Source organism: Allorhizobium ampelinum S4 (assembly GCF_000016285.1).
In the GTDB taxonomy this organism is placed as follows: domain Bacteria; phylum Pseudomonadota; class Alphaproteobacteria; order Rhizobiales; family Rhizobiaceae; genus Allorhizobium; species Allorhizobium ampelinum.
Window position 1 is genome coordinate 412112 of record NC_011989.1, and the last position, 21370, is coordinate 433481.

General features: G+C 58.5%; 19 protein-coding genes and 1 tRNA gene. 10 read left to right on the top strand and 10 right to left on the bottom strand.

Features of this window, described 5'->3' with window-relative positions:
* Positions 1 to 33: 33 nt before the first annotated feature.
* The 5 genes from pstB to phoR all read right to left on the bottom strand — a co-directional run bounded on the left by pstB (position 34) and on the right by phoR (position 6333).
* Positions 34 to 849 (bottom strand): phosphate ABC transporter ATP-binding protein PstB, encoded by an 816-nt coding sequence (gene pstB, locus AVI_RS01980; protein WP_015914770.1) that lies wholly within the window; start codon positions 847 to 849, stop codon positions 34 to 36.
* A gap of 98 nt (positions 850 to 947) precedes the next feature.
* A complete protein-coding gene (pstA, locus tag AVI_RS01985; protein WP_015914771.1) occupies positions 948 to 2285 on the bottom strand; it encodes a phosphate ABC transporter permease PstA in 1338 nt (445 codons plus the stop codon).
* Positions 2282 to 3769, bottom strand: coding sequence for a phosphate ABC transporter permease subunit PstC (pstC, locus tag AVI_RS01990; protein ID WP_015914772.1), 1488 nt, complete (start codon positions 3767 to 3769; stop codon positions 2282 to 2284). The genes pstA and pstC overlap by 4 nt, the downstream gene beginning before the upstream one ends.
* Before the next feature lie 127 nt (positions 3770 to 3896).
* Positions 3897 to 4922, bottom strand: a complete 1026-nt coding sequence (locus tag AVI_RS01995) for a substrate-binding domain-containing protein (RefSeq protein WP_015914773.1) — start codon at positions 4920 to 4922, stop codon at positions 3897 to 3899.
* 193 nt (positions 4923 to 5115) lie between these two features.
* Positions 5116 to 6333, bottom strand: coding sequence for a phosphate regulon sensor histidine kinase PhoR (phoR, locus tag AVI_RS02000; RefSeq protein ID WP_041697424.1), 1218 nt, complete (start codon positions 6331 to 6333; stop codon positions 5116 to 5118).
* 252 nt (positions 6334 to 6585) lie between these two features.
* Between phoR and ppk2 the strand changes: the two genes are divergently transcribed.
* The gene (ppk2, locus tag AVI_RS02005; protein ID WP_015914775.1) at positions 6586 to 7470 is read left to right on the top strand and encodes a polyphosphate kinase 2; all 885 of its coding nucleotides are present in this window, start codon (positions 6586 to 6588) and stop codon (positions 7468 to 7470) included.
* A 106-nt stretch (positions 7471 to 7576) separates the two neighbouring features.
* Here ppk2 and AVI_RS02010 read toward each other — a convergent pair whose 3' ends face one another.
* Positions 7577 to 8845 (bottom strand): hypothetical protein, encoded by a 1269-nt coding sequence (locus tag AVI_RS02010; protein WP_041697427.1) that lies wholly within the window; start codon positions 8843 to 8845, stop codon positions 7577 to 7579.
* A gap of 312 nt (positions 8846 to 9157) precedes the next feature.
* On the opposite strand from AVI_RS02010, the gene AVI_RS02015 reads away from it, so the two are divergent.
* From AVI_RS02015 to AVI_RS02055, 9 genes are all read left to right on the top strand, one after another.
* Complete coding sequence (locus tag AVI_RS02015; RefSeq protein ID WP_015914777.1) at positions 9158 to 10123, top strand: NAD(P)H-dependent flavin oxidoreductase; 966 nt, start codon at positions 9158 to 9160, stop codon at positions 10121 to 10123.
* Between the two features lie 83 nt (positions 10124 to 10206).
* A tRNA-Thr gene (locus tag AVI_RS02020) sits at positions 10207 to 10282 on the top strand.
* Positions 10283 to 10667: 385 nt separating this feature from the next.
* Entirely contained in the window at positions 10668 to 11780 is a 1113-nt protein-coding gene (locus tag AVI_RS02025; protein ID WP_015914778.1) for an ABC transporter ATP-binding protein, read from the top strand.
* On the top strand, positions 11777 to 12427 hold the full coding sequence (locus AVI_RS02030) for an ABC transporter permease (protein WP_015914779.1): 651 nt from the start codon (positions 11777 to 11779) through the stop codon (positions 12425 to 12427). Before AVI_RS02025 ends, AVI_RS02030 begins: the two co-directional genes overlap by 4 nt.
* Positions 12424 to 13101: an ABC transporter permease gene (locus tag AVI_RS02035; RefSeq protein ID WP_015914780.1), complete on the top strand. Its 678-nt coding sequence runs from the start codon at positions 12424 to 12426 to the stop codon at positions 13099 to 13101. Before AVI_RS02030 ends, AVI_RS02035 begins: the two co-directional genes overlap by 4 nt.
* Positions 13102 to 13164: 63 nt before the next feature.
* Complete coding sequence (locus AVI_RS02040; RefSeq protein ID WP_015914781.1) at positions 13165 to 14079, top strand: ABC transporter substrate-binding protein; 915 nt, start codon at positions 13165 to 13167, stop codon at positions 14077 to 14079.
* Positions 14079 to 14984, top strand: a complete 906-nt coding sequence (gene hutC, locus AVI_RS02045) for a histidine utilization repressor (protein WP_015914782.1) — start codon at positions 14079 to 14081, stop codon at positions 14982 to 14984. Before AVI_RS02040 ends, hutC begins: the two co-directional genes overlap by 1 nt.
* 128 nt (positions 14985 to 15112) lie before the next feature.
* The gene (locus AVI_RS02050) at positions 15113 to 16600 is read left to right on the top strand and encodes an HAL/PAL/TAL family ammonia-lyase (protein ID WP_015914783.1); all 1488 of its coding nucleotides are present in this window, start codon (positions 15113 to 15115) and stop codon (positions 16598 to 16600) included.
* A gap of 229 nt (positions 16601 to 16829) precedes the next feature.
* Positions 16830 to 17147 (top strand): hypothetical protein, encoded by a 318-nt coding sequence (locus tag AVI_RS02055; protein ID WP_015914784.1) that lies wholly within the window; start codon positions 16830 to 16832, stop codon positions 17145 to 17147.
* A gap of 112 nt (positions 17148 to 17259) precedes the next feature.
* Here the strand turns inward: AVI_RS02055 and AVI_RS02060 are convergent, their stop codons facing one another.
* The 4 genes from AVI_RS02060 to AVI_RS02075 are packed head-to-tail and all read right to left on the bottom strand — an operon-like array spanning position 17260 to position 21302.
* On the bottom strand, positions 17260 to 18492 hold the full coding sequence (locus tag AVI_RS02060) for an aspartate aminotransferase family protein (RefSeq protein ID WP_015914785.1): 1233 nt from the start codon (positions 18490 to 18492) through the stop codon (positions 17260 to 17262).
* A 2-nt stretch (positions 18493 to 18494) separates the two neighbouring features.
* A complete protein-coding gene (locus AVI_RS02065; protein ID WP_015914786.1) occupies positions 18495 to 19781 on the bottom strand; it encodes a TRAP transporter large permease in 1287 nt (428 codons plus the stop codon).
* Entirely contained in the window at positions 19778 to 20296 is a 519-nt protein-coding gene (locus tag AVI_RS02070; protein ID WP_015914787.1) for a TRAP transporter small permease, read from the bottom strand. Before AVI_RS02070 ends, AVI_RS02065 begins: the two co-directional genes overlap by 4 nt.
* Before the next feature lie 10 nt (positions 20297 to 20306).
* Complete coding sequence (locus AVI_RS02075) at positions 20307 to 21302, bottom strand: TRAP transporter substrate-binding protein (RefSeq protein WP_015914788.1); 996 nt, start codon at positions 21300 to 21302, stop codon at positions 20307 to 20309.
* Positions 21303 to 21370 lie beyond the last annotated feature (68 nt).

The following is a 21370-nucleotide window of genomic DNA, read 5'->3' on the forward strand; positions in this document are numbered from 1 at the left end:
TTTAAAAAGATGCATTTTCAATCAACCGTCGGATCAGCCGAACCGGCCCATGATATAGTCCTGGGTCCGCTGGTCGTCCGGGTTGGTGAACATCTTGTCGGTATCGTTTTCCTCGACCAACTGGCCGAGATGGAACATTGCCGTGCGCTGGGACACACGAGCGGCCTGCTGCATCGAATGCGTGACGATGACGATGGTGAAATTGGCCCGCAATTCGTGGATCAGTTCTTCCACCTTGGCCGTCGCAATCGGGTCCAGGGCCGAGCAGGGCTCGTCCATCAGGATGACTTCCGGGCTGACGGCAATGGCGCGGGCAATGCACAGACGCTGCTGCTGTCCGCCGGAAAGGCCCGTTCCCGGCTCCTGTAGGCGATCCTTTGCTTCGTTCCAAAGACCGGCGCGCTGAAGGCTCTTTTCGACGATCTGGTCCATGTCTGCCTTGTTGCGGGCGAGACCATGGATGCGCGGGCCGTAGGCAATGTTTTCGTAGATCGACTTGGGGAACGGGTTCGGCTTCTGGAATACCATGCCGACGCGGGCGCGAAGCTCGACAACGTCGATAGATGGATCGTAGATATCCATGCCGTCGAGGGTGATAAGGCCGGTGACCCGGCAATGATCGATGGTGTCGTTCATGCGGTTCAGCGTCCGCAAGAACGTAGACTTGCCGCAACCCGAAGGACCGATCAGCGCCGTGACGGTATTTTCGCGGACATTCAGGTTCACGTCGAACAGGGCGCGCTTTTCACCGTAGTAAACGGACACATCCTTGCCGACCATCTTGGTGTTCACTTCGGTCATCTTCTGATCCAAGGCCTTTTCAACTGCTGATTCAGACATCATGTTCATATTCTTACTCCTCCGGCCTTTCTTTTCGCAATTGCTTGGCGAAAGCCGCGACGAACTTTCCTGGACGTTATCGCCCAGGACCGTGGTTCAGCTGGTTTCTACCACCGCCGCTCAAACCGCCTGCGCAGCAGGATGGCACCAACATTCATGATCAGCAGGAAAATCAGCAGAATGATGATGGCACCGGACGTCCGCTCCACGAAAGCGCGCTCGGCTTCATTGGCCCACATATAGATCTGTACCGGCAGGGCTGTCGACGGATCGAGCGGCGTACCCGGATAATCCGCCACGAAAGCCACCATGCCAATCAGCAACAGCGGTGCGGTCTCGCCCAGTGCATGGGCAAGTCCGATAATCGTGCCGGTCAACACGCCGGGCATGGCGAGCGGCAGGACGTGATGGAACACGGTCTGCATCTTGGACGCACCAAGACCCAGTGCCGCAGCGCGGATCGACGGCGGCACGGCCTTCAAGGCTGCGCGGGTGGCAATGATGATCGTCGGCAGGGTCATCAGGGTGAGCACCAGTCCGCCGACCAGCGAGGCCGAGCGCGGCAGACCGGCGAAGTTGATGAACACCGCCAGGCCCAGCAGGCCGAAGACGATAGAGGGAACGGCTGCGAGATTGTTGATATTGACCTCGATCAGGTCGGTCCAACGGTTCTTCGGGGCAAATTCCTCAAGATAGATCGAGGTTGCCACGCCGATGGGCAGAGCCAGGATCAACACGGTCAGCATCATATAGGCAGTACCGATCAAGGCCACGCCAACGCCTGCGGCTTCCGGGCGGCTGGATGCGCCGTTGACGAAAATACCGGTATTGAAGGACTTGGCCAGCGCGCCGCTTTCAGCCAGCGTATTCATCCAGCCGATCTGCTGGTCGGAAATTTTCCGGCTGCTCTCATCGACCGTCAGGTCGAATTGCCCCTTGAAGGCCGTATCGATTGTGGCACTGGCCAGGACCGAGACCGGAACCGTCTTGCCGACAAGCAACGGATCGGCAACGACCATATTGCGCAATTGGACGCGGACATTGTCGGACACCATCTCGGTCAATTGCTTCATTGCCGGACGATTGGATGTATCGATCTTCAGTTTTGCCGCCAGCGCATTGCGCACCAGAACCGGATAATTGGCCGCAACCAAAACATCGGGATTGGTGGCGCGCTGGTTGCTGGGATCGATCAGCTTCTCGCTAAACTCAACCGGAACGGTGATCGTTGTCTGCAAGAAGGCTGTGTAGCCTTTGGAAACCACCGACGTGAGCAGCAGCAGCAGGAACAACAAACCGAAGCTGATGGCGACAATGCCATAGGCCCGGAAACGGCGCTCAGCGGCGTAGCGACGCTTGATGCCGATATCCCGGCGAGGACGCGATACAGGGGCAAGGGCGCCAGCGCCGTGGCCTGCCGCAGCGGGGGAGAGGGTCTCGCTCATTCGTACTGCTCCCGGTATTTGCGCACGATGTAAAGCGCATAGATATTAAGGCAAAGCGTGATGGCAAAAAGGGTAATACCCAGTGCGAAGGCCACCAGCGTTTGCGGAGAGGTAAATTCAAGGTCGCCGGTCAGCTGGTTGACGATCTTAACGGTGACTGTTGTCATCGGCTCGAAAGGATTGAGCTGAATACGTGCCGCAACGCCTGCGGCCAGCACCACGATCATGGTTTCGCCGATAGCACGCGATGCCGTCATCAGCAGCGCGCCGACAATACCCGGAAGTGCTGCCGGCAGGATCACCCGCTTGACGGTTTCAGACCGTGTGGCACCCAGGCCAAGCGAACCATCCCGAAGCGAGCGCGGCACGGCAGTGATGATGTCGTCCGACAGGGAGGAGACATAGGGGATCAGCATGATCCCCATCACGAAGCCTGCCGTCAGCACGCTCTGTGCCTGGATGAAGCTGACGAAATCGCCGGTGGCGATGCCGTTGATCTTGGCGGAGATATCCCGCAGGAACGGACCGACCGAGGTCAGCGCGAAGAAGCCGTAGACGATGGTCGGAATACCGGCCAGCACTTCCAGCAGTGGCTTGGTGATCGAGCGCAGCCGTGGCGAGGCATATTCGGCCATGTAGATGGCAGCAAACAGACCGACGGGCACGGCAAACAGCATGGCGACCACGCCGATATAGAGTGTGCCGAGCAGAAGCGGGATCAATCCGAACTGGCCGCCGGTATCGGTGGCGCCAGCAGCGGCAAAGCGAGGATCCCAGACCGTGCCGAAGAAGAACCGCCAGGCCGGAACCTCCCGGAAGAAGTGGGTGGCTTCCGTCAGCATCGACATGATGATGCCGACTGTCGTCAAGATGGCGATGGAAGAGCAGATGACCAAGGCTGCCTGAATGGCTTGCTCCACCCGATTGCGGGCGCGAAAGCGTGGCGCGATCAACCGAAGCCCGAACAGGGCGCCTGCGAGCGAGGTGGCGATTACCACGATGGTCAGCGCCAGATCGTTGATGGCGCGCATGCCGTTCAAGGCCTCCGCCGCCACGATCATGTAGGGCTCAGGCTCGCCGGCCAGCGGTACGCCTTGTTCGGCCAGCATTGTGCGGGCAGTCGTGGCATCTGCGCTTTTCAACTTGGCCAATTGGTCGTCGTCAAGGCTTTTCAAGCCACGAGCGATTGCACCGATGGTGCCGTAATTGAGGTTCTGGGTGGCTCCTGCCTGCGCCTTGACCGCATCGGGCATCGCATCGCGTACACGCGTTTCGATCAGCGATGGCGCAATCGCCATCCAGAGGCCCAGCACCAGGAAGGCGGGTACAACTGCCAGAATAGAAACAAAACTGCCATGATAGCCATAGCGGGAATGCAGGGCAGACGCGCGGCCTTGCGCGAGCGACTGTGCCCGTGACGAGCCCAGCAGATAGCCGATGATCCCGATAGCTATGACGATAAAAATTAGGATTGACGTACTCATTCTACCATCCCCGGCCTCTCCACGCCCTGCCGCCAAGGGCTGGGCCGCATGTTACGTCATCAATAAACATCAACCGCAACATCATGATGAGGCTGGCGCGGACAGTGTTCGCGCCAGCCTCAAAGTCTTACTTGCCAGCGGTGAACTTGGCGCGGAACTCTTCGCGCTCCTTGTCGGGAGCCGGAACCAGGCCGTAATTGGCCAGCGGGCCGTCAGTGCCGATCATCTGCTCGGACAGGAAGAAGTCGACATATTCCTTCATGCCAGGGATAACGCCGAGATGGGCCTTCTTGACGTAGAAGAACAACGGACGCGAAACCGGGTATTTGCCAGTGGCAACGGTCTCAACCGAAGGCTTGACGCCGGAAACGGTGGCAACCTTCAGCTTGTCTGCATTGTTTTCATAGAAGGACAGGCCAAATACGCCAATGGCGGTCTTGTTGGCAGCGATGCGGGCCAGCGTTTCGCTGTAATCGCCGTCGATATCGACAGCCTTGCCATCCTTACGCACGGCGATGCACTTCTTAGGCGCATCCTTTTCGCCAACGGCAGCCTTGATGACGTCAAGAGCACCGGCGTCCTTGCAGCCCTGCTGGAGGACGTTGACTTCGAACACTTCGCGCGTGCCGTGCTTTTCGCCCGGAATGAACGCCATGATATCGGTGTCCGGCAGGCTCTTGTTGACTTCCGACCACTTCTTGTAGGGGTTGGCAACAAGCTTGCCGTCAACCACGACTTCAGCAGCCAGACCCTTGTAAAGGTCGGTCGGCACCAGGGCGAGGTCCTTGTTGGAGCTGTCGACGGCGAAAACGATGCCGTCATAGCCGAACTTGACTTCCTGGATGTCGGTCACGCCAGCAGCCTTACAGGCTTCGGCTTCGGACTTGTTGATCGGACGCGATGCATTGGCGATATCGATGGTTTCCGGACCAACGCCCTTGCAGAATTCCTTCAGGCCAGCGCCGGTGCCGCCGGATTCGACGACCGGGGTCTTGAACTTGGTAAAGGTCTCGCCAAAGGTTTCAGCAACGATCTTGGCATAGGGAAGAACGGTGGAGGAACCAGCGATCTGGACCTGATCACGCGCAGCGGCGGCGCCAGCAAAGGCGACTGAGGCGACCAGAGCCGCTACGGACAGTTTCAGCATATTCATTTATCTCTCCCGAGAATGAGCTTTCGTGTGGGATGCAAGCGTCTGTCGCTTACAATCGCCGTGCTCCGGCGGCTTGTTCTTAAGCCCCGACAGGCTTTGCTTTTATGTCAGTTAGGTGAAACATTTGTGACAGTTCAACCATTTGATATATCTATATAAATATTCCAAGAGTTAAAAAGAGACACGAAATCTGTCAAAATCGGACGGTAAAGTCGGTCCCCTGGCCAAGTTCCGAGCGGATGATCAGCCGCGCGCGGTGGCGGGTCAGGATATGCTTGACGATGGCAAGCCCCAGGCCGGTTCCTTTCTTGGAGCGGCTATCGGCAACACTGACACGGTAAAAGCGTTCCGTCAGGCGCGGCACATCCTCGGCAGGCACGCCCGGCCCCTTGTCCACCACGCTGACTTCCACGCCGCTTGTTTTCTGGCGTAGAAAGACGTCCACCTGCTTGCCTTCCTGGCCATATTTACAGGCATTTTCGATCAGGTTTTCGAAAACCTGGATCAGTTCGTCGCGGTCGCCCGTGACCTCGATGCTATCCTGTGGCAGATGCAGGCGCAGATCCACATCCAGCTCTGCGGCGAGTGGGGTCAGGCTGTCCCGCACATGGCTTAGAACGGGCTGGAGCGACACTTTCTGGTCAGGCGCCAGATGGGCTTTCAACTCCAGCCGCGATAGGGACAGCAGATCGTCCACCAGCCGGCTCATCCGGTTGGCCTGATCCAGCATGATGCCCAGAAAGCGCTCTTGCGCCTTCAGGTCGTTGCGGGCGGGGCCGAGCAGGGTCTCGATGAAACCGCGCAAGGAGGCAAGCGGCGTGCGCAGTTCGTGGCTGGCATTGGCGACGAAATCCGAACGCATTCTGTCGATCCGGCGCAGTTCCGAAATATCGCGAAACGTCATGACGAAAAGGGCAGAATCCCGCTTCAGTTGCGGTAGGGACAAGGGCGCGACCCGCACCGCGAAGACCCGCTCGGAGGGCAGCACCTCGGAATGTTCGATCTGGTTGGGCAAGCCATTGCCGACGGTCTCGCGCACCATATCGAGAATGCCGGGTGACCGCCAACGGGCGGAAATATGCATGCCGGTTTCCAGCTTGCCAAACGCCTTTTCGGCGGCGCCGTTCTGGAAGACCACGCCTCCATCCGAGCCGAAGACCACGCAGGGCAGGTCGATGGCCGTGATTGTCGCCTGCACAAGCCCCTCAACTTCCTCGCCGTGCGGCAAGACAGGCGAGGCTGCCACAGGGAAATGCACCGGCGGATCTTTGTCTTCTGCGCCCTTATAGAGCAGGATGACCATCAGCGAAAAGAGCAGCAAGACGACGCCGAACTCGCTATCGGCACCGGCCAACACCGACGAGCCGGAGACCAGGATCGCCAGGAGGATAAAATCCCAGCGGTCGCGCAATCGCTCGCCAAAGCGCCGCCAGGATGGAAATAACTGCTTCAATGAAAACCTCCGGCGGCGGTATGGGTGGGCTGGAGAGATACCCTATTCCTGTTGCATGACAGGTTTTTACCGCCTACGCACGAATGAATGTCAACGCACGGACGGGAACGAAGCGTCGCACTCCCACGTTTCAAACAGGTTGTTGAAGATTTTGACAGTTTCATGGTCAATATACTCAAATCAGACGGTCTTGGTGACAGGGAGAATGGAATGGATGACGAGCAGCAGGCAGGCAGTCGCGGCGTAACTTTGCGGATCAGGGGTGAATTGCGCGCCTTTGATATCGACGATCCGGTTCTGCCGGACTGGGTTGAAAAGGAAGCGCTGAGCTCTGGCGGTCATCCCTATGACAAGAAGTTGAAAAGAGAGGTCTATGAGGAGGAGTTGAAAAAACTCCAGATCGAACTGGTTAAGGTGCAGTATTGGCTGCAATCGACCCGCAAACGTGTGATGGCCCTGTTCGAGGGGCGAGATGCGGCTGGCAAAGGCGGCACGATCCACTCCATTCTCGAATATATGAATCCTCGATCGGTCCACAATGTCGCCTTGACCAAGCCATCAGAAACGGAACTCGGTCAATGGTATTTTCAGCGCTATATCACCCATTTTCCGGGCGGCGGCGACATGTCGTTGTTCGACCGTTCATGGTACAATCGAGCAGTTGTGGAGCCGGTCATGGGTTTTTGCACGCCCGACCAATACGAGCATTTCCTGGAACAGGCGCCACGGTTTGAAAAGCTGATCGGGCAGGAGGGCATTTACTTCTTCAAATTCTGGCTCGATATCGGCCAGGAAATGCAGATCAAGCGATTTCATGACCGCCGTCACGATCCGCTGAAGGTCTGGAAACTATCGCCCATGGACATTGCCGCCCTGGATAAATGGGGCGATTATACCGAAAAACGCGACCGGATGCTGAAGGAAACCCATACCAAGCACGCCCCATGGATTGTAGCCAAGGCCAATGACAAGCGCCGGGCTCACCTCAATGTCATAAGGCATATGCTGCTTTCCCTTGACTATGAAGGGCGCGACATAAAGGCGATCGGCGAGATTGACAAAAAGATCGTCGCAGAGGCGCCGGATATTCTCTGACGGCGGACGTTGTCCGCAGGGTGTTTTTCAAGTGGACATTCAGCAGTTTTGGCGTGCGGCAGTATCTTTTCGGGTTTCGTTCGAGATAACGATACTGCCACCGCCATCACTTGCCGGGAAGAACACGCACCGCGTAAAGATTGATGCCATTGCCCTGACCGCTGATATCGGCGTTGATCAGAAGCTGCCCAGGCGCGTTGGGAGCGATGCCGTTCGGCAGGGTCACTCGAAACAACAGGTCGGCTTTTTCCGGATTGGCTGTGAATCTGTGACGGGCGCAGTCGCCCAGACGATCGAATGCGCAACTCAGCGAGAACTGAACCGGTTTTTCACCAAAAGACTGTACAGTCAGGGCAATGGTCGAGGTTCCTCCAGCCATTTGCCGCAACAGGTCAGGCGCGATTTCGATGGCGGCCGTCCCATCCATGTCGGTGCTGCGTGAAACGATATGAACAGCCTGGCCATCGCTGGCGCCGACTACATCCGCCGTGGCATTTGGCCTTGCCTTGATTTTCGAGGCGTCGCCGGGCTGGAAGGCCTCTATCCAATCATTGGAAAAACCGCGTTGCGGATCGATTGTCTTTGGCTCGTTTGCCGCTTCGCCGCCGGATTGATCGGTGGGCTGGTCGCCATTGAAGTCTTCCGACGACACAGTCGGCGTCGGTGAGGGCGCGCCCGTCTGCCGCTGGTCAGGAGACAGCAACAGGCCGGTGGAATAGACCCACCAGGCCGCAATGCCGATGGAAGACAGAAGGGTGACGGAAATCAGCAAGCGCGACAGGACGCCCCGGCGACGGCGTGGCTTTGCAACGGGCTCCGCCCGCATGCCACGGACAGGCTCCTCGTCATACTCGTCTTCCGCGCTCTCTGGCTCTGCACTCTTTGGCCGGGCCGAAAACGAAGCAAAACTCGACATGCCTGCCGGATCCGCCCGGTCATGCCGTTCGGCCCGGACATCATCAAGGTCGAGGCTTGGTTCGGCAGGCCGCCCGTGATCCCGATCGACGCCGAAGGACAGCGAGGCTGAATCGTCGCCGGGAGCGTTCGCATCGGCTGAGACCGATGGCGCGGGACCTCTTGGCGGCGTTGATGTCGAGAGAGGTGGCGACGTGGGCGGCGGAACCGGAGCGCGTGACACAGGCTCAACGGCGGCTTCAGCTTTCAGCCGTGCCCGCTCCTGCTGCTCGATCGCATGAATGGTCGCTTCCAGCCGATGGCGCTGCTCGGCCACGGTCTCCGGATCATTGACATTCTGCTTCTTGAGGCCTGCTTCCAGAGCCTGGCGCGCAGACTGGTAAATTCTGGCCCGAACTTCAGCCCGCGATCGCTCCGACCGGTCGAGGGCGCTTCTGATGGCCGTTTCCAATCCGCTCACGCGAGACCTTTCCACATTCATGGCCCGCGACGAAATGTATCGGGCATTCTTCTTCCCTTGAATCGGTAATCGGAGACTAGGCAAACCGCAAGCCCGCAGCCCATCCCCCGACAGATCGATAGTGGAAAAACATCATTATAAAGCCTGGCGAGCGGCTTGCGATGGTTCTGGAGCCAGTGCGGCTGCCGCTGTTAGCCGGATCAACATCTAGGTCTTCTCAGCTTGGGGGACAAACTGCTCTGCTCTTTTCAACCGGCGACAGGTCTGCTAATCTTTTGACGTTTACGCGAACGTCAATTTTTCGAGGCCCAAATGGCTCTTCCAGATATCTTGTCTCGTCACCTCAGACTTCCGGTGATTGCATCGCCTTTGTTCATTATTTCGCATCCGCGTCTGACATTGGCGCAGTGCAAGGCGGGTGTGGTTGGCGCCTTTCCGGCGTTGAACGCCCGGCCGGAAGCGCAGTTGGACGAGTGGCTGGATGAGATTACCCAGGAGCTTGCCGCCCATGACCGCGCCCATCCCGAGCGTCCGGCTGCGCCGTTCGCCGTCAACCAGATCGTCCACGGCTCCAACAAACGGCTGGAGCACGACCTGGGCATGTGCGTCAAATACAAAGTGCCGATCGTCATCTCTTCGCTGGGCGCCGTGCCGGAGGTGAATGCTGCTATCCATTCTTACGGCGGTATCGTGTTGCATGACGTGATCAACAACCGCCATGCCCATTCGGCGATCCGCAAGGGCGCCGATGGCCTGATCGCGGTTGCCGCAGGGGCTGGTGGCCATGCGGGAACGCTGTCACCCTTTGCGCTCCTGCAGGAAATCCGGGAATGGTTCGATGGGCCGCTGCTGCTTGCCGGTTCGATCTCGACCGGCGGCGCCATTCTTGCCGCTCAAGCAGCCGGTGCCGACATGGCCTATATCGGTTCGCCCTTCATTGCCACGCAAGAGGCGCGGGCGCCGGATGCCTACAAGCAGGCTCTCGTTGAGGCCAGCGCCACCGATATCGTCTACTCTAACTATTTTACCGGTATTCACGGCAATTACCTGCGCTCATCCATTGTTGCCTCGGGCCTGGACCCGGACAAATTGCCGGAAGCCGATCCCAGCAAGATGGATTTCGGCAGCGCCGTCACCGGCGCCAAAGCGTGGAAAGACATCTGGGGCTGCGGGCAAGGCATCGGTGCCATCAAGGCCGTGGAACCCGTTGCCGCGCTGGTCGATCGATTGGACACGGAATATCGCGCCGCCCGAGACAGGATCTGCGGAAAAGTGTAACGGATACCAAAAGGCATCTTGAAATCTGCAATGTTTGCCTGTATCCACCCGCACACATCGCAGGCTGGTCTTCGGCCTCGCGTGCCGCTTTAGCTCAGGTGGTAGAGCACATCATTCGTAATGATGGGGTCGCAGGTTCGAGTCCTGCAAGCGGCACCACTTAAATCCCTTAAGTTTGCAGTCGAAAACGATAGATCATAAAGGTCTCCCAGAGTTTATGTCTGCTTGAATGTCTCTCGATTTCAATTGATTGAGGAGATTTCGACAGGCGGCGTTACCTCGGCAGTGTCTGCACCGAACCTGGGCGTCGGCACCATGACTCCAGGCGTGCTGGTCTACGCTACGCTCAGAAAAAGATTGCCGGGTGGAGGCGATTGGAGCTCAAGATCCTCTGATCTATGTCAGCAATCGCTACCTTAACGGTGTCCTAATAATATATTTTAGCCATCTTGTGAAAGTGATTTCCCCATGATTGTATAGACAACTTCATGACTGACCGCTTACGTCAGATGTGAATGCGCAGCCACTGACCGCAGGGGATTGCATGATAACATTCGATCAAGTCAGCAAGCATTACGGCGACGCAACAGCTGCCGTTAACAGTCTTTCGCTGGTGGCTCCCACTGGCAAGCTGACCATCCTGGTTGGCCCTTCCGGCTGCGGCAAGACAACGTCTTTGCGGATGATCAACAGGCTGATTACGCCGTCGTCCGGATCTATTCTGCTGGATGGCGAACAAACCGGTCGGATGGATGTTGCTTTGTTGCGGCGCCGAATTGGTTATGTCATCCAGCATGCCGGTCTCTTCCCCCATCGCACCGTTGTACAGAACATCGCGACCACCGCGCGTCTGAACGGTGCGCCGAAACAGCAGGCGCTTCGGACTGCACATGAGCTGTTGGAGCGCGTTGGCTTGACCAGCGCTTTTGCAGATCGCTATCCCTGGCAGCTTTCGGGCGGACAGCAGCAGCGTGTCGGCGTGGCTCGGGCGCTGGCCTCCGATCCCAAGTTCATGTTGATGGACGAACCGTTCAGCGCCGTCGATCCGGTCGTGCGCGGCCAGTTGCAGGATGAGTTTCTCCGTCTTCAGCGTGACATCGGCAAAACGATTATCATGGTCACCCATGACATCGACGAGGCCCTGAAGCTCGGGGATCAAGTGGCGGTGCTGCGCTCCGGGGGGACGCTTGCGCAGATCGCAACACCGCAGGAACTTCTGGCGCGACCGGCGGATGCCTTCGTGGCAGACTTCATTGGTCGGGACCGAGGCTACCGCTTCCTGAGTTTCGCCGAATTCGGCAGCACGGTCCCTCTTGGGGTTGAACCGACGGCCACATTTGGTGCGACGCCGGAAGCCCTTCGCCATGCTGCCACGGACCGTTGGGTTCTTGTGACCGATGCCGCGAACCGACCCATCGGCTGGGCCGATGCGCCGGGGCTTCAACAGCCTTTGCGCGAGGGTGATCTCAATCTCAGCGGGACGCTGGCACCCGAAGGCAGCAGTCTTCGCCATTTGCTCGATGCTGCGCTCAGTTCGCCTTCAGGCCGCGGCGTTGTTGTGAGTGCATCGGGCGAACTCGTCGGTACGGTCACGCTGTCTAATGTGGTTGCGGCCATTGAGGGGGCGCGTGCCGGCCAGTTTGGAATGCAGCCATGAGGTTCGATTGGCTCTATAATGAGTCCGGGCGGATCGCCGAGCTGTTCATCTGGCATCTCTCGCTTTCCGTCATCCCGGTTTTGATCGGCCTGCTTCTGGCTCTGCCGCTCGGCTGGTTTGCCCAGCGTGCCGGTGTGTTTCGCTCCACTCTGCTGGGTGCCGCCGGACTTCTCTATACAATTCCGTCGCTGGCGCTGTTCGTTCTGTTGCCGCTCGTGCTTGGCACGCGGATCCTCGATCCCCTGAATGTCGTCGTTGCGTTGACGGTGTATGCCTTGGCGCTTCTGGTGCGTACGGTCAGCGACGGCCTGGATTCAATTTCTCCTGATGTCCTTCAGGCCGCCAATGCCATGGGCTACCGCCGCGCGGCACGCCTTCTGACGGTGGAATTGCCGCTGGCCGTTCCTGTCATCGCGGCCGGATTGCGGGTTGCCGTGGTGTCGAATGTCAGCATCGTTTCCGTCGCCGCTCTGGTCGGCACGCCACAGCTGGGCCTTCTCTTTACGCAAGGCCTCCAGCTGCAATTCCTAACCCCGATTATCGCGGGCATCGTGCTTTGCGTGCTTTTGGCAGTGCTTCTGGATGGGCTTGTGCTGTTCATCGCGCATCGCCTGACGCCATGGCAGCCGGGGAGGATGCCGCGATGATCGACTGGTTTTCAAATCCCGCCCATTGGACCGGAGACGGTGGCGTTATTGCTCTGGTCATCCAGCATCTGGCCTATAGCGGCGCCGCACTTTTGCTGGCCTGCCTGATCGGCTTGCCCGTCGGGCTTTATGTCGGACATACCGGGCGCGGCGTGGTGTTCATCGCCGGTCTCGCCAATGCGTTGCGATCCCTTCCGAGCCTTGGCCTTATTGTTCTCCTGGTGATCCTGTTCGGCCCCGTCTTCTCGTCCGACATGGCGTTTATCGTGCCGAGCCTCATCGTGCTGGTGCTTCTGGCTGTACCGCCGATCATGACCGGCAGCTATGCCGGTATCGCGGCGGTGGACCCGGCGGCGGTCGATGCGGCGCGCGGCATGGGTAAGTGCCCGCTTGATATCCTGTTTGATGTCGAACTGCCTTGCGCGCTGCCGTTGATTTTTTCCGGCCTGCGCAGTGCAACGCTTCAGATCATCTCAACTGCAACGATTGCCGCTTATGTCTCCCTTGGCGGCTTGGGGCGTCTTATTATCGATGGCCGGGCGCAACACGATTATTACCAGATGGCGGCAGGCGCTGTTCTTGTCGGTGCGCTTGCGCTGACGGTCGATCTTTTGATCGGCGTCATATCGAGGTTCACGGTCTCGCCCGGACTGACGCGCCGCCTGAAACGGTAGCGCTGACGATGCAATAACGACTTTTCACCCTATGTCTCGATAAGCAACACAGGAGAAGCTCGCATGGCATTCAGGATCATCACCGCCGTCAGCGCTTTCGCGCTCATGACCCTTTCAGCCGCATCAGCGCTTGCTGCAGGCGATCCGCTGGCGGCTCCGCCTACTGAGAGATCCGATACCAAGACGATTATCATCGGTTCTGCGGATTTCCCCGAGAGCCAGCTTCTGGCGACACTCTACGCCAAGGCCTTGACCGCTAAGGGAGTTGCGGTTGAAACAAAATTGAATATCGGAAGCCGCGAGGTCTATATGCCAGCCTTGCTCGACGGATCAATCGATCTCCTGCCGGAATATGCGGGCGCGGCATTGAGCTATCTCGACAAGAAAGCCACAGCCCATACGCCAGACGATGTGGCGGCGGCCCTCAAGGCGGCCTTGCCGAAGGGCGTGTCGATGCTGACACCGTCAGCGGCGCAGGATTCGGACGGCGTTGCGGTGACACGCGCGACGGCCGAGAAATACAAACTGAAGACGATTGCCGATCTCGCCCCGGTTGCTTCCGAATTCGTGCTTGGCGGTCCCCCGGAATGGAAGACGCGCAAGGAAGGCATTATCGGCCTGAAGGAGGTCTATGGGCTGGAGTTCAAGTCGTTGAAGGCGCTTGATGTCGGTGGCCCGCTGACGTTGTCGGCACTCGTCAATGGTCAGATACAGGCCGCAAACCTGTTTTCGACCGATCCTGCCATCGCGACGAACGATCTGGTCATGCTGGAAGATGTCAAAAACCTCTTTCCTGCCCAGAATGTGGTTCCTGTGATCGCCACTGCGAAAGTCAGTGAGACCGTGGCAAAGACGCTCGATGCAGTATCAGCCGCCCTGACCACAAAGGATCTCGTTGTTATGAACGGCCGTCTGGGCAATCATGACAGTTTCGATGTGGTCGCCGGCGACTGGCTTGCGCAACACAAGCTGAACTGATGTGGGGTTGGCAGGCGAGCTGCATCCGCTGTTCGCCTGCCAACGCCCGGGGCCTACCAGCGACCGGGCGCCTGATATCCAGATATGTATGCCTATCGACGACTTCATGGTTATGGATCGTGACACAGAATTTTTCCGGGAACGTGATGCCTCTGGTCCAGAAAGATGCGGAGATCGGGCAGGAGGGCCACCCTCCTGCCACGTTGCTCTCCGCCACGCCGCTTTATGTCAAATTGAAAGACTATGTTCGCAGCCGTGTCGAAACCGGTGAGTGGAAGATCGGCCAGCGCGTTCCATCGGAAAACGAGTTGGTCGGCATTCTCGGGGTGAGCCGGATGACGGCCAATCGCGCCCTGCGGGAACTGGCGGACGAAGGGCTTGTGGTGCGTCTGCGCGGCAAAGGTTCCTTTGTGGCGACCAGGAAACGAACTTCGCAGTTTCAGAGCGTGCCCAACATTGCTGATGAGATCCGTCGCAACGGTGGCATTCATAGCGCAAGGGTGATCCTGCTTCAGATGGAAGCCTGTGGCGAGGAACTTGCCGAAGCTCTGGGCGTATCACCCGCAGACCCGGTGGCGCATTCGATTATCATGCATGCCGAAGATGGACTTCCGATGCAGATCGAGGATCGTTTCGTCAATCCCGGCTGCGCGCCTGATTATCTGTATCAGGATTTCAATGCCGTCACGCCAAATGGCTACCTGACGGAGGTCGCGCCGATCGTCAAGGCGGAGCAGCATATCGAATCGGTCAATGCGCAGGCCTGGGAATGCAAGCTTTTGGCGATCCCGAAATCCGAACCATGCCTGCTTGTGCGCCGCCGTACATGGTCGGTTGATGGCATCGTCTCTTCTGTCCGCTTGCTCTATCCCGGCAGCCGCTATCGTCTTTACAGCAGCACGTGAGGCCCTGCCTAAATGCTGAGCTCTGACTGATTTCAAGGCATCTTGGTTTCAAGGCCAGACGGTTCCAAGAATGGAGAAACGCCTTTGTCCATCGTTGCATCACGGCCCATGCCCTTCAGGAGAATTTCATGAGCGTTTTTCTTGATGACGGGCTGGATTGGCGCGCTGTTGCGCGTGTCGGCGAGGGGGAGGTACTTTCCCTCTCCGACAATGCCTATCGACGCATCGATCGGGCAAGCCAGATCCTGGATCGTATCGTGGAGAGCGGTGTCCGCGCCTATGGCATCACGACCGGTATCGGCGCCCTTTCGGATACGGTTGTCGATCGCGCAACGCAGGGCCGGCTGTCACGCGGGATTGTCCTCAGCCATGCCTGCGGCATCGGTCCGTTGCTGGATGCGCGTGAGGTGCGGGCTATCATGGCGGCTCAGATCGCCAATTTCGCCCACGGCCATTCCGGTGTCCGGCGCGATATCGTCTCGCATCTGTTGACGTTTTTAGAGCGGGATTGCATTCCCGATGTTCCGTCGCGGGGGTCTGCCGGTTATCTGACCCACAACGCCCATACCGGGCTTGTGCTGATCGGTGAGGGGCAAGCGCGCGTCGGTGGTCATCCTTTCAACGGGCGGGAGGCGTTGGCTCAGATCGGTCTTCAACCGCTGGTGCTGGGCGCCAAGGAAGGGTTGAGCCTCGTCAACGGCACAGCATGTGCAACCGGCCTGTCGAGTGTGGCGCTGGCCCGCGCCGCGCACCTGCTCGACTGGGCGGATGCTATCGCGGCGCTGACGCTTGAAGCGGCTGGGTGCCAGATGGATGCCTTCAATGAAGCCGTTCTCGCCCTGCGTCCTTCAAAGGGTATTGCGGCTGTCGGGGCAGCGCTTCGGGCCAGGCTCCAGGGCAGCGGACTGATTGCTGCCGCGCTCGGCAGGCGGACCCAGGATGCCCTAAGCTTGCGGGCCGTGCCACATGCCCACGGTGCCGCGCGTGACGTCTTCGATGCTTGCGCGGGGATCGTTGATCGTGAACTTGCCTCTGCCACGGATAATCCGGCGATCCTTGGCACGCCAGAACAGCCCATCGTTTCATCACAGGCCCATGCTGTCGCCTCGGCGCAGGGTCAGGCAGCCGATAGTCTGGCGATTGCCATTGCGCAGATCGCAGCCATGAGTGAACGTCGGATCGACCGGCTCGTCAATCCGTTGGTGAGTGGCTTACCGCCCTTCCTCGCCACCGATGCCGGAAGCCATTCCGGCTTGATGATCGCTCAATATACGGCGGCGGCTCTTGTCGGCGACAATCGCCGCCTTGCGGCCCCAGCTTCTACCGATGGCGGTTTGACCTCCGGTCTGCAGGAGGATTTCCTGGCCCATCCCACGGCAGCCGCCAACAAGCTGCTCGCGGTCCTCGACAATGCCGAGTATATTCTGGCGATTGAATGGATGGCGGGAGCGCAGGCCCATGATTTCCTCGCAGGTGCCGGGCAGCGAGCAGCGGGAACCAATGCGCTTTACAGTATGGTTCGCGAGCACCTCCCGCCCTATTCAGACGACCGGCCACTTTCGGGAGACATTGAAAAGGTTCGCGCCCTCTTGAGAGAGCAGGCTCCACCACATTGAGGCAAATGGCTTTTGCATTGCCGGATTTGTCCTGTGCTTGAAATCGGCAGTGAGTTTGAAAGACATAGCCATCCTTCCTCTGTTGCCACTCGGCCCGCCTGGTCTGCGACCAGTCCGCTCCAATCGCTCCGACGGGGATTTTGGCTGTTTGCGCTCATGTCGACATCATTTCGGAACTTTACGACCTCCAGCGCGGTTATTTTTTCAAATCAGCAAAAGGAGATGTTTCATGCCCCGTGGTGACAAATCCGCTTACACCGACAAGCAAAAACGCAAGGCCGAACATATCGAAGAAAGTTACGAAAATCGTGGCGTACCCGAAAAGGAAGCGCAAAGCCGCGCTTGGGCGACGGTGAACAAAGAAAGCGGTGGCGGCAACAAGTCAGGTTCAGGTCGGGGCCACCCCGAAAGCCATGCATCCTCGGAAAAGGGTGGACGTAAAGGCGGCAAGGCTTCTGCTGCAAGAAGCAAGGAGGAACGATCTGCCTCCGCAAAGAAGGCCGCAGCGACCCGTAAACATAATGAGCAGCATGCCCATTCTCATTGACCGTTACAGCGCCATGCGTTTCATGAGACGAACGGCGCTGCTACCATTTATATGTGTTGTCTAATTTATCCTTGAATCGAGTCTGATTTAAGGAGTTCTGCAACAGGGCCCGTCAGGCTGCGACCGATCTGGCGGCTTTTTCAAAAGCCTCGGCCCAGAGACCAAGTGCTTCCTCCTCATGCCGGGCGGAAAGATAATACCGTCCGAACTGGTTATACATCGACATCACGCCGTTGCGCCGCAGTTCGGTATGAAGTTTGGCGGTAAAATCCTTGTCAGCGAGCTGTGCCGCTTCCTGGTAGGTCGAGGGCGGTTTTTTGCCACGCCACAGTGTGAAGACAGTGCCATAGCCGCTCGCACAGATGTCGATGCCTGCTTTGCTGAAGACATGGATCGCATGCGTCTGCAGGTCGGTTCCCGCTTTTTCGAGTGCGCCGTAATCGACGGTATCGATAACGCTCATCGCCGCTTTCACGGCCGCGCAGGCGACCGGGTTGCCGTTATAGGTGCCAGCGCGGCTGACGCGGCGGTCCTCGAAGGCTGCCATGACCTCAGGCGTGCCCAGCAAAGCTGCAACAGCCACGCCGTTGCCAATTGCCTTGCCGACCGTGGCAAGATCCGGACGGATACCCATCAGATGACTTGCCAGGCCACCGTAGAGCCGAAAGCCCATCAGCACTTCGTCCATGATCACCAGCGCGCCATGCTGGTGCGCGATCGAGGCGACGTGTTGCAGATATCCTGGATCGGCGAGAATACATCCTGCATTGGCCATCATCGGCTCCAAGACGATGGCGGCGATATCATCGCATTCTTCAAACAGCAATTCGACATCCTGCCGGTCGTTGAAGCGCAGGAGTAACGTATTGCCGTTCGATGGCCGATCATTCGCGGCCATCGTCGCTTCGGGAGCACCAGCATTGCCGAAAGCCACGTCATCGAACCAGCCGTCATAACCGGCCGCCATCTTGACGATTTTTTGCCGACCGGTCAGCGCACGCGCCGTCCGGCACGCCAGATGCACGGCCTCGCTGCCCGAATTGAGAAAGATGACCTTGGTCAGATCCTGGCTATGGGCAGCAAGGGCTGCTGCCGCTTCCTCTTCAAGGGCGTGAGCATAGGCGGGCATCGAGCCTTTGCTCAAGGCTTCGCGGATGGCTTCGGTGACGACGGGATCGGTATGTCCGAGAAACGTCGCGCCGAAACCAAGGGCCGTATCGACATATCGCCGACCGTCTGCGTCCCAGACATACGGCCCCTGTGCATTGGCGACGAGAAATCTCTTCCCGTCCAGATCGGGAACTTCACGTCCGCCGCTGGATATACCGCAAACCAGATGTTGCATCATTAAACTCCAAACAGGCTTGGAAGCCATTCGGTCAGGATGGGGAAAGCGACAAGTGCTGCAACACAAACCACGCTGGCAATCCAATAGGGAACCAGCCACTTCGAGACCGACCACATGTCGATTTTCGCGACATTGCAGACGACGAAGATGTTCGTGCCGATCGGCGGGGTAAACAGGCCGATGCCGAGCGTCATGGTGAAGACAATACCGGTCTGATAAGGCGTCATGCCCGCTGCCAAGGCGATAGGAACCAGTATCGGCGCCAGAATGATCAGCGCTGGCCCAAGATCGAGCCAGAAGCCAACGACTTTCAACAACACCAGCACGAGGATGATGGTGACGAGCGGTGTCGTATGCAGCCCGGTAATCCAGGCGGCGGCATTGGCTGGCACCTGTTCGACCGTCAGAATCCATCCGAATGGTGTCGCGAGTGCCATGATCATCATGATCACGCCTGTCGTTGCCACGGCAGCCGACGCCGCCGAATAGAGCGACCGCAGCGGAAGCTCACGATAGACGAAAATTCCGATCAGGAATGAATAGACAACGGCGAGCGCCGAGGCTTCCGTGGCTGTGGCGATACCGCCGATGATCGAGCCCAGCACCAGCACGGGCATCAGCAGGGCAGGGAGGGCGCCAAGCGCATCCCTGCCAATTTCACCCCATTGCGCGGGTGTTTCATTGCGCGGAAAATTATGGCGTTTAGCGACGATGTAGGATGTGACCATGAATGTCACCGCGATGAACAGGCCTGGCAGCAGGGCTGCAACCAGCAGACCGCCGATGGAGGTGTTCGTCAGCACGCCATAGAGGATCAGAATGACACTCTGCGGACCGATAATGCCGAGGGTTCCCGACGCGGCGGTGACGGCGGCGGCAAAGGCTTTCGGATAGCCTCGCTCGGCCATGGCGGGGATCATGATCGATCCGACAGCGCCGGTATCGGCGGTCGCCGAGCCGCTGATGCCGCCATAGACGAGGGCCGTCGCAACATTGACGAGGCCAAGGCCGCCAGTAATGCGACCGAAGACATGTTCAGCGACCCGCATGATCCGGGCCGTCAGGCCGCCACGGTTCATCAATTCCCCGGCAAAGAGAAACAGAGGAATGGCCGCCAGGGTAATGGCATCGGCACCGCGGATCGTCTGCTGTGCAAACCAGGCGAAGGGCAGGCCGAGATGGCCGACATAGATTGTCAGCAGGCTGGCCACGCCCATGCACCATGCAATGGGAACGCCGATCAGCAGCAGAAACGAAAAGCTGAGGATAAGGACGGCAACGGTCATCGCAGTGATCCTTCCTGTGGCTTTCCGGGTAGGGGACGAACCCTGTGGGAAAGGCGGTAGAGCGCAATGCAGACGGCTGCGACGCCAAGAATGAGGATGGTCGCCGTGATCACGCCGGTCGGCATGCGCAAGACGGATGTCGGCACCTTCCAAGAACGCTGCCAGACCGCCCAGCCGCTGATGACGAAAGCCAGTCCCATGGTCAGCAGCGCCAGATTGGCGATGGCATCGAAGGCGGCCCGCAGACGGGGCGGGGCGCTGTGCTTGAAGGCTTCGAAAGCCACGTTTTCACCGCGCACTTCGGCATTGATCAACCCGATGAAGATGATCCAGATGAAAGCGATCCCTGCGACTTCGAAAGACCATTCGAACCCGCCCAAACCGAAATAGCGAGCAATCACGCCAAGCAGGGTTGATCCGAACATGATGATGAAGGCCAGCACACCCGCAAACTCGAAGATGCGCTTCAACCACCCCCACCCGCCGGGTGAGGGGTTTTCTGAAGAATGATCCATGGATGAAGCCTCAGTTCGCGCTGGCGGCTTGTTTCACTGCCGACACGAGATCACTGCCCCATTCTTTCGAGAACTGCTCGTAGACCGGCGAGACCAGAGCGACAAACGGTGCGGTATCGACTTTCGTCACCTTCACACCCTTGCCCTCGAGCTTCTTCTGGGTGTCGGCATAGGCCTTGTCCAAGGCGCTACGATACCAGACGACGGTGTCTGTCGCGGCCTTCTTCACGGCGGCCTGTTCGTCAGGTGTCAGCGAATCCAGCTTGTCCTTGTTCATGTACCACCAGTTGGCGGTCCAGATGTAATTGGAGATCGACAGGTCCTTGGCGACTTCATACCATTTGGAGTCCCAGTAATCGCGCATTTCAGGCTCGACGGCTGCAACGACATGCGATTGCAGCGCTGTATAGACCTGACCGAAAGGAATGGATTCCGCCAAGGCGCCAAGCTGCTTCATGGTGGCGAGAATGACCGGATTGGGAGGCGTGCGAATTTTTACGCCAGCCAGATCCGCAGGCTTTTCGATAGGTTTATTGGTCGCAAACTGGCGAAAGCCGGAGTCGAGCACGCCGAGCATCACATAGCCGCGTTCCTCGCCGAGGCGTTGGATCTTCTGGCCTTGTTCGCCATCGAGAAATGCGTGAACGTTTGATGCGTCCTTGAACAGGAACGGCAGCGACAGCACGTTGAGGCGCGGATCGATGGCATCGACCGCACCGCCAAGACCGATATCGATCGAACCCGCACCGACGCCATCGGCGATTGGGCCTTCGTCACCAAGCTGGGCATTCGGGAAGATCTGAACCTTGACCGAACCCTTGGTATTCTCCCCAACTTCTGTTGCGAATTTTTGAACTGCTTCGTTGATCAGGCTTTCAGGCGCCGAAGCATGCGCCAGCCGCAATGTTGTTTCCGCACTGGCGGTGCTGGACCAAAGGCTGGAAAGACCAAGTACGGTGCCGAGCATGATGGCCGGCAGCCGGCTGCTTTTGTTGAGAGTGAACATGAATTCCCCTTTACGTTCTTCTTGTGTTGACGCAGCATGAGAATAATTGTCATTGCGCGGCTGAAAAT

Bases quoted from the DNA above. Each gene is read 5' to 3' on its own strand.
- pstB (WP_015914770.1), bottom strand. From the start codon at position 849: ATGAACATGATGTCTGAATCAGCAGTTGAAAAGGCCTTGGATCAGAAG.
- pstA (WP_015914771.1), bottom strand. From the start codon at position 2,285: ATGAGCGAGACCCTCTCCCCCGCTGCGGCAGGCCACGGCGCTGGCGCC.
- pstC (WP_015914772.1), bottom strand. From the start codon at position 3,769: ATGAGTACGTCAATCCTAATTTTTATCGTCATAGCTATCGGGATCATC.
- AVI_RS01995 (WP_015914773.1), bottom strand. From the start codon at position 4,922: ATGAATATGCTGAAACTGTCCGTAGCGGCTCTGGTCGCCTCAGTCGCC.
- ppk2 (WP_015914775.1), top strand. From the start codon at position 6,586: ATGGATGACGAGCAGCAGGCAGGCAGTCGCGGCGTAACTTTGCGGATC.
- AVI_RS02015 (WP_015914777.1), top strand. From the start codon at position 9,158: ATGGCTCTTCCAGATATCTTGTCTCGTCACCTCAGACTTCCGGTGATT.
- AVI_RS02025 (WP_015914778.1), top strand. From the start codon at position 10,668: ATGATAACATTCGATCAAGTCAGCAAGCATTACGGCGACGCAACAGCT.
- AVI_RS02030 (WP_015914779.1), top strand. From the start codon at position 11,777: ATGAGGTTCGATTGGCTCTATAATGAGTCCGGGCGGATCGCCGAGCTG.
- AVI_RS02035 (WP_015914780.1), top strand. From the start codon at position 12,424: ATGATCGACTGGTTTTCAAATCCCGCCCATTGGACCGGAGACGGTGGC.
- AVI_RS02040 (WP_015914781.1), top strand. From the start codon at position 13,165: ATGGCATTCAGGATCATCACCGCCGTCAGCGCTTTCGCGCTCATGACC.
- hutC (WP_015914782.1), top strand. From the start codon at position 14,079: ATGTGGGGTTGGCAGGCGAGCTGCATCCGCTGTTCGCCTGCCAACGCC.
- AVI_RS02050 (WP_015914783.1), top strand. From the start codon at position 15,113: ATGAGCGTTTTTCTTGATGACGGGCTGGATTGGCGCGCTGTTGCGCGT.
- AVI_RS02055 (WP_015914784.1), top strand. From the start codon at position 16,830: ATGCCCCGTGGTGACAAATCCGCTTACACCGACAAGCAAAAACGCAAG.
- AVI_RS02060 (WP_015914785.1), bottom strand. From the start codon at position 18,492: ATGCAACATCTGGTTTGCGGTATATCCAGCGGCGGACGTGAAGTTCCC.
- AVI_RS02065 (WP_015914786.1), bottom strand. From the start codon at position 19,781: ATGACCGTTGCCGTCCTTATCCTCAGCTTTTCGTTTCTGCTGCTGATC.
- AVI_RS02070 (WP_015914787.1), bottom strand. From the start codon at position 20,296: ATGGATCATTCTTCAGAAAACCCCTCACCCGGCGGGTGGGGGTGGTTG.
- AVI_RS02075 (WP_015914788.1), bottom strand. From the start codon at position 21,302: ATGTTCACTCTCAACAAAAGCAGCCGGCTGCCGGCCATCATGCTCGGC.